Below are 1,288 nucleotides of genomic sequence, written 5' to 3' on the forward strand. Positions count from 1 at the left end.
TGGTTTGTTCCTGCTTGCGCCGTCGGCGCACGGTCGGACCGGCGGCGAACAGTTCGGTCTCGGTGACGAGCTCGATGGCCTTGAGCGTGGCGCCGTTGTCGCCGTGCAGCACCGGCTTGGTCGTCATCGCGTGGAGGCCCTCGGCCAGCGCCGTGCGCTTGAGCAGGTGCGCGGCGTGCTCGGCGTCGTCGCTGTCGTGGACCTCGAAGCCCACGATCTTGCGGCTGTACACGTCCAGGATCAAGTACAGGTAGAACCAGCGCCCGATCACCGCCGCGGGCAGGAACGTCATGTCCCAGCACCACAGCTGCCGCGGCGCGGTGGCTACGTGGGTGGTCGGCGCTCGGGTGGCACGCGGCGGCTTGGCGCGCCCGCGATGCTGCGTCTGGCCATGCGCGCGCAGCACGCGCTGGAACGATGACTCGCTGGCCAGGTACACGCCTTCGTCGGCCAGGGCCGGCACGATGCGCGCCGGCGGCATGTCCGCAAAGCGCGCCTCGTTGGCCACGTGCAGGATCTGCTCGCGCTCGGCGGTGCTCAGCGCATGCCCGGGCGTGGGGTGCACGGCCTGGGGACGGCCGTCGCCACGCGCCAAGCCATCGCCGGCACGCCAGCGCTGCAGGGTGCGCACGTCGATGCCAGCCACCTCGCAGGCCAGGTGCAGCCGCGCGCCGGCCCGGTGGGCCACTTCGATGTCTCGGGCCAGGCTTTGGCGATCTTCGAGGCCGATCATTCGTCCCCGCCCTTGTTGAAGATCGCCTCGACTTTTTTTGACAGCACCAGCAGCGCCGCCGTCTCGGCCAGGGCTTTGTCCTTGCGGCGCAGCTCGCGCTCGAGCTCCTTGATGCGCCGCCGGTCGTCCTTGGTCTGCTGCGGGCTCGCGCGCGCCTCCTCAGGCGCGGCCAGGGCCTGCGTGGCGCTGTCGCGCCATTGCTGTAACTGCTGCGGGTACACGCCGTGTTCGCGGCACCAGGCGTTGCGCGCCGCTTCATCGAGGGCGGCCGTGGTGATCACCGCCTCCAGGCGTGCGGCTGCGGTCCAGGTGCGCTGCTGCACCGGTTGGGCCAGCGCGTCGGCACGCCAACGCTGCAGGGTGTCGGCACTGATGCCGACCTCGCGCGCCACCGCGTCCAGCGGTGCGCTCTCCGGCGGCAGCAAGCGGGCCACCGCGCGGTTCTTGAATGCTTGTCCGTATCGAGCCAATTCGTTCTCCGGTAATCCCCCCGAAATCCAGCGCTCCGAGAAGTAGAGCTATGCGGCCATGGCCAGCCGCTGTTTTGGGGTGATG

At 70.1% G+C, this 1,288-nt stretch carries 1 pseudogene; it reads right to left on the reverse strand.

The annotated features are described in order from the left end of the window. A pseudogene (locus ACK4TH_RS11915) lies at positions 1-1,203 on the reverse strand (transposase); the annotation flags it as partial. Positions 1,204-1,288: the final 85 nt, after the last annotated feature.

This window comes from Tepidimonas sp. (assembly GCF_046292505.1).
Lineage (GTDB): Bacteria > Pseudomonadota > Gammaproteobacteria > Burkholderiales > Burkholderiaceae_C > Tepidimonas.